Here is a 5,432-nt window from a genome sequence, read left to right as displayed (position 1 = left end):
CCGGGGCCGAGGGGGCCGCCCCGGCCGCGGGCGCCGGTCACGGGCGCGGCGGGAATGTACGGGGCCGGGGCGTGGAAGGGCGCCGAGGGGGCGGCCGGACCCGGCGCCGTGCGCGCCGCTCGGGCGGCCGCGGTCGGGTGCGCGGCCGACGGCGGGCGGGCTCCGGCCTCCGCCTCTTCCCCGGACCCCGTACCGGGCGGCGGCGGGTCGAGCACCGGAGGCAGGTCGAAGAACGAGCGGAGCCGGGGCCGGACCGCCGACGGATCGGGCAGCCCCAGGACGCGGTCGACGAAGTCGCTCATGCCCCGACCGCCTCCAGGTAGAACCGGCGCCGCGCCGCACTGAGCGCGAGGACCTCCTCCTCGCGCCACCCGTACGCCCGGGCCAGGGCGTGTACGTCGGCCAGCAGACCCCGCGCGCACGCGTCGACATCGGCCCAGAGGTGCGCCGCGACGTCGAACGGGGCGGCCCAGCCGTGCCCGCAGAGGGCGCAGGTCAGGTCGAGCCGGATGTCCGCCCCCGGATCCACGGAGGGCAGCGCGGCGGCGACGGCGTCGAGCACCTCGTCGACCGGCACACCCATGGCCCTTTCACCCACGGCCCCGTCACCCACGGCCCCGTCACCCACGGCCCCGTCACCCCCGGCCCCTTCGCCCACGGCCTCCCCGTCCACCGCTTCCCCGTCCACGGCGAGCACGCACCGGGTGACCAGATCCCGCCGCGCCCCGGGGCACGCCGGGCCGGCCGCCTCCACCGCCAGCACGTCCCGGCTCGTCAGCGCCCGGAACCGGACGCGGTGCCCCCGGACGGTGACCTCGCCCCGTGCCGCCTCCCCGCGAGGGCGCAGGTCCGAGAGCGGCACGGCCACTTCGAGTTCCTCCCCGCAGGCGGGACAGTCGGCCAGGGCCTGCACGTCGCCTCGGAAGCACGCGCCCCGCAGCGCCACGAGCAGCGCGTCGCGCGCGCCGAGCGGCAGGTCGCAGGCCTCCTCGAAGGAGTGCCCGCCCGCGGCGGCGGCGAGCGCCACCGCGCGCGCCACCCGCCCCTGCCCCAGACCCTCCTCCCAGCCGCGCAGGAGCCGTTCCCGAGTGAGTGCGGCCACTCCTCACACCGCCGGGTCGTCGAAGGAGACCTCGGCGGCGGGCGGCAGGGCGATGTCCCGCACCCACCCCTCGTTCTCCAGGCGGATGTGCTGGACGAGCACCGCGTTCGCGTTCGCGTCGAGGTCCGAGAAGGGCTGGTACTCCGACACCCAGCAGTTGAACACGTGGTAGGAGAGCACCTTCTGGCCGGTCTCGTCGTGGACGTCGATGACCAGGTCGCGCCGGAAGTCCTTGAGGGAGGTCTCCCGCCCGCCCGCCGCGTTGGCGTAACTCCAGGTCTTGTTCGCCCACTTCTCGAATTCGAGGGCGTTCACGGTGACCCCGCGTTCGAGGACGATCGGGTCGAACTCCACCCGCCCCGGCAGTTTGGAGCTGTTGGTGGGGGCGCCGCCGTCGCGGTGCTTGACCACCTCCACGGTCCGCTTCATCCCGGACACCTTGTGGACCCCGATGAACGGCACGGTGCTGTCGCTGTAACGGACCCGGAAACGGAAGTTCTTGAGCGGGTCGACCCGCGCGGTGGTTGCCATCGTCTCGCTCCTCAGACCTGCAGCTGCCCGGCGAGCTGCTCGATGTGGATGATCACGAACTCGGCCGGTTTGAGTGGCGCGAAGCCGACGACGATGTTGACGATGCCCCGGTCGATGTCGTTCTGCGGGTTGTTCTCGCGGTCGCACTTGACGAGGTAGGCCTCCCGGGCCGTCGCGCCCTGCAACGCCCCCTGCCGGAACAGGCCGTTCATGAACGCGCCCACGTTCAGCCGGATCGAGGCCCACAGAGGTTCGTCGTTCGGCTCGAAGACCACCCACTGGGTGCCGCGGTAGAGGCTCTCCTCCACGAATAGTGCCAACCGCCGCACCGGCAGGTACTTCCACTCGTCGGCCAGCCGGTCGGCGCCGCGCAGCGTCCGCGCGCCCCACACCAGCGGGCCGAGTACGGGGAAGGACCGCAGGCAGTTCACCCCGAGCTGGTTGAGCCGCCCGTTCTCCAGGTCGGTCATGGCCAGCGCGGGCCCGGTCACCCCGGCGAGGGAGGCGTCGGTGCCGGCCGGGGCCTTCCACACGCCGCGCTGCACGTCGGTGCGGGCCATGACGCCCGCCACCGTGCCGCACGGCGGGACCGTCGTGGGGACCCCGCCCGCCGCCGGGTCGGGAATGACCAGAGGCGGGAAGTAGACGACGGCGTTCTTCGCCGCGTCGCCCGTCACAGGGGGAGTGGTCATCCCGTTGACGGCGGCCTCGATGCCCGTCCAGGAGGCGGGTGGATCGACGATCAGGATCGCGCGCCGGTCCGCGCACAGGGCCGCGGCGGGCGCGAGCGCGGACTGCGGGGCCCCGGGCAGGCAGAGCAGGTTGAAGATGTCGGCCTTCAGGAGCTGGTAGAGGCCCGTTTTCGCGGCCTGCCCGGTCGTGCCGCCCTGGTAGTCGGACAGGCCGGGCGCGGAGCCGTCCGCGCCGCCCGCGGCCTTCGTGTGGCGGGCGGGCTTGGCCTCGTCGAAGGGGTCCTGGCTGGGGTCGGCGGGGGTGATCGCCTCGTGTGCGGCGGGGACCACGTCGAGGACCGGGTTCGTGGCCGGTACGGTGAGGAGCGCGGACGAACTCAAGGCCTTGTCGAGGGAGTTGGCGTCGTCGGGGTGGGAGCTGATGTTGAGGTGGCGCTCGACCGTCCCGGTCCCCTTGTCGAGGACCGTGAGGTTGTACAGGGTGCGGGGGGCGCCGGCCGCGGGCGTCTCGCTGGTGTCGTGGTCGACCCGCGCGTAGAGGGAGTCCCCCCACAGGCCCTCGCCCCGCGCGAGGAGCGTGACCGGGCGCGAACCCGCGAGGGTGAGGACGGAGGCCTTGGCGTTCTTCGTGTCGTCGCCGTCCCCGGTATGGACCAGCCGGACGATCTCCGCCTCGCTCCCGCCGTTGGCGTAGTACTGGTAGACGGCGTACCCGAGCGGACTGCGCGGGACGACCCCGCCGAACAGCCGCTGGTAGTCGGCGAAGCTCGTGATGTGCACCGGCCGGTCGGTCGGGCCGCGCACGGCCGCCCCGGCGAAGGCGGTCACGGACGTCGGCACACCGGTGATGGTGTGCACGGCGCTCTTGACCTCGTTGATGTACACACCCGGGAAGGTGGGGCTGACGGGCACGGCCGGTCCCCTCTCACTGTCGGCTGACCCGCAGTCTGCCGACCGTGCGTGACCGGAGCGTCACCGGGGCGTCACGGCGTGTGAGCGTCCTCCCGGCGGGTCATCCCGAGGCCTTCGGGGACGGGCGGGCGGCGTGGGAGGGTGTGGGGGTGTCGGTCAGGGCGGCCGTGAGCGCGGCGTGGTCGGCGAGGGTCAGGTCCGCGTAGGCCAGCGCGAAGCGGGCGACGGCCCGGTCGAAGATGTCCCCGGTGCCCAGGTAGCCCGCGATCGCGATGCGGTCGCCGGTCCGGGCGTGGGCGCGGGCCAGGGTCCGGCCGCACAGCGCCGCGTACTCCTGCATCAGCACGGGGTCCATGGCGGCGACGTCGGCGGACCCCTTCATGTCGCGCAGCTGGCGCCAGTAGAAGTGCCGGCCCCCGGGACCGGTGGCCCAGCCGAGGAAGATGTCCGCCGCCGCCTGCATCAGCCGCTGTCCGGCCACCACCCGGTGGCCCGCGTGCCGGTGCGCGGACGCCCCGGCGTGGGGCTCCAGCACGGACGGACCGGCCTCCTTGATCTGGAGGAACAGCGGATCACCGGCGTCCCGGCCGGCGAGCAGCACCACGAAGCAGCGGGTTCCGACACTGCCGACGCCCACCACCTTCTGTGCCACGTCCACCACCGCGAACCGGTCCAGCAGCAGGCGCCGCTCCTCGGGCAGGGACTCCCGGTAGTCGGAGAACACGCTCCGCACGGTCGCGTCGTCCAGATCGTCCACCGGCTCCAGCAGGGGCGGTGCGTAGCGGATCCGGGGCCGCCCGTCCACGACGTCCGTCAGCTTGTCCAGGGCCTGCAGACTGGTCCGGCGGCGGGCGCGCTCCAGGCCGGCCGCGACCCGTTCGCGGTGCCGGCGCCGCACCAGGGGCAGCACCTGCGCGGTGTCCACCCGCTCGTACCAGACGGCGAGTTCCCCGAGCCCGGCGAGGCGGCGCATGTTCCGCCGGTAGGCGGCGGCGGACGCCTCGGCGGCGGCCAGCGCGGCCGTGTCGTCGTGGCCGTTCGCGCGGGCGGCCACGGCCACGCTCGCCGCCAGCCGTTTGACGTCCCACTCGAACGGTCCGGGGAGCGTCTCGTCGAAGTCGTTCAGATCGAAGAGCAGCGCGCGCTCGGGCGAGGCGTACAGCCCGAAGTTCAGCAGGTGGGCGTCCCCGCACAGCTGCACCCGCAGGCCGCTGTCCGCAGTCGTCGCCAGGTCGGCGGCCATCACGGCCGCCGCGCCGCGCAGGAACGGGAAGGGGCCCGCCGCCATCCGGGCGTACCGCAGGGGCAGCAGTTCCGGCAGCCGGCCGGCGCCCTGCGCCGCGAGCACGGCGACCGGGTCCGGCCGCTCGTCGGCCGTCGGCACCCGGTCGTGCGCCGAGCGCGGCAGCCGCTTGCGCTGCGCGCGGCCGTGCCGGGTCCGGTCGTCGGGGGAATCGGACAGAGCCATCCCCCACTCATATCACCGGGTCCGGCCCTCCGCCGATCGGGCGACCGTGCGGTGCGCCGTACGGACGTACGGGTCACGGCGGCGCAGGGTCGAGGCAGGTGCCGCGCTCGGTGCGCGGCACGTCGGCCGTCGAGATGGGGAGGCGCGGATGCGCATGTTCAGGAGGATCGCGTGGGCGGGTCCGGCGGCGGCCGCCGCCGTCGCCCTCTTCGCCGGGAACGCGCTGGCGACGTCGTCGCCGGCCGAGGGGCTCGTGGTCAGCACCTCCGGGATCAAGGTCAGGGCCCACGCGAGCACGCACTCCCACGTGGTCGGCACCCTCGACCCCTGGCAGAAGGTCCGGCTCTCCTGCCAGATCCAGGGCGCGTGGGTGGAGGGCAACGACATCTGGTACCGGCTGCACGGCAAGCCGGGCTGGGTCTCGGCCCGCTACGTGCACAACTACACCCGTGTCCCCTGGTGCTGAGCCGGGCCCGCCCCTGAGCCCGGGCCCGGCCCGGCCCTGAGCCCGCCGGGGCGGCCACCCGGCCCGGCCGGGCGGCGGTGACCGGCGGGTTCCGGCCAGGGCGGAGGCGGGTGGTGCGGGTGGGGCTGGTGCGGGGAGTCCCGTCGGCCGATACTGCGCCGGGCAGGGTGCCCGATCACGGAGGGGGACCGACGATGCCGATCCGCACGTTCCGTACCGGCCCGCGAACGCCGCGCCGCGGGGGCCGCGCGGCCGTGACCG

5 protein-coding genes and 1 pseudogene are annotated in these 5,432 nt (G+C 74.6%); 1 reads left to right on the top strand and 5 read right to left on the bottom strand.

The window, feature by feature from the left end; translation table 11 throughout:
* The 5 genes and pseudogenes from ABZW32_RS38580 to ABZW32_RS38560 form a co-directional block, all read right to left on the bottom strand.
* A pseudogene (locus ABZW32_RS38580) lies at nucleotides 1–302 on the bottom strand (hypothetical protein); the annotation flags it as partial.
* A complete protein-coding gene (locus ABZW32_RS38575; RefSeq protein WP_356225422.1) occupies nucleotides 299–1,102 on the bottom strand; it encodes a hypothetical protein in 804 nt (267 codons plus the stop codon). The pseudogene ABZW32_RS38580 and the gene ABZW32_RS38575, both read right to left, overlap by 4 nt.
* Nucleotides 1,103–1,105: 3 nt before the next feature.
* A complete protein-coding gene (locus ABZW32_RS38570; protein WP_030230030.1) occupies nucleotides 1,106–1,633 on the bottom strand; it encodes a phage tail protein in 528 nt (175 codons plus the stop codon).
* Between the two features lie 11 nt (nucleotides 1,634–1,644).
* Nucleotides 1,645–3,237: a phage tail sheath C-terminal domain-containing protein gene (locus ABZW32_RS38565; RefSeq protein ID WP_356225420.1), complete on the bottom strand. Its 1,593-nt coding sequence runs from the start codon at nucleotides 3,235–3,237 to the stop codon at nucleotides 1,645–1,647.
* Nucleotides 3,238–3,337: 100 nt separating this feature from the next.
* Nucleotides 3,338–4,705 (bottom strand): DUF2252 domain-containing protein, encoded by a 1,368-nt coding sequence (locus ABZW32_RS38560; protein ID WP_356225418.1) that lies wholly within the window; start codon nucleotides 4,703–4,705, stop codon nucleotides 3,338–3,340.
* Nucleotides 4,706–4,853: 148 nt separating this feature from the next.
* On the opposite strand from ABZW32_RS38560, the gene ABZW32_RS38555 reads away from it, so the two are divergent.
* A complete protein-coding gene (locus ABZW32_RS38555) occupies nucleotides 4,854–5,171 on the top strand; it encodes an SH3 domain-containing protein (protein WP_356225416.1) in 318 nt (105 codons plus the stop codon).
* Nucleotides 5,172–5,432: the final 261 nt, after the last annotated feature.

Origin of the sequence: Streptomyces sp. NPDC004667 (assembly GCF_040609475.1) — a bacterium.
Taxonomy (GTDB): Bacteria; Actinomycetota; Actinomycetes; order Streptomycetales; family Streptomycetaceae; genus Streptomyces.
Note: the sequence above shows the minus strand (reverse complement) of the source record. Positions and strands in the feature narration are given on the sequence as shown.